This is a genomic window from Sphingomonas sp. 66-10 (assembly GCF_001897045.1).
GTDB classification, from domain to species: Bacteria; Pseudomonadota; Alphaproteobacteria; order Sphingomonadales; family Sphingomonadaceae; genus Sphingomonas; species Sphingomonas lycopersici.
This window is the reverse complement of record NZ_MKRR01000137.1, coordinates 8427-8801: the sequence shown is the minus strand read 5'-3', so window position 1 is coordinate 8801 and position 375 is coordinate 8427. Positions and strand designations below refer to the sequence as shown.

1 pseudogene is annotated in these 375 nt (G+C 61.9%); it reads left to right on the top strand.

The features are described from left to right. Window positions 1-375: pseudogene (locus BGN95_RS18495) on the top strand (TonB-dependent receptor); the annotation flags it as partial.

Genomic DNA, 375 nt, shown 5'->3' with positions numbered 1-375 from the left:
GCCAGTTTCAATGCCTATATCGACGGCATTACCCCGGCCATCTATTATCAGCCGCAGTCGCTCAAGGACTGGACGGGCGAGATCCGTCTGCAATCGAGCAAGCCCGGTTTCCTGCAATGGACGATCGGCGGCTTTTACGAAGACCGCACCGCCCACATCCTGTCCGAAGGCCGGCGGGTCAATGCCGCCGACGGGTCGCAGATCGCGGGTGCGCCGCCGCTGCTGCAACGCCATATCGTCGATTATCTGACGCAGAAGGCGGTGTTCGGCGAGCTTTCGGTGACGCCGGTGGAAAGCCTCACCGTCACGGGCGGGCTGCGCTATTATAATTACGACAAGACCGTGGGCGGCGACACGGTGATCGGCCTCGACATC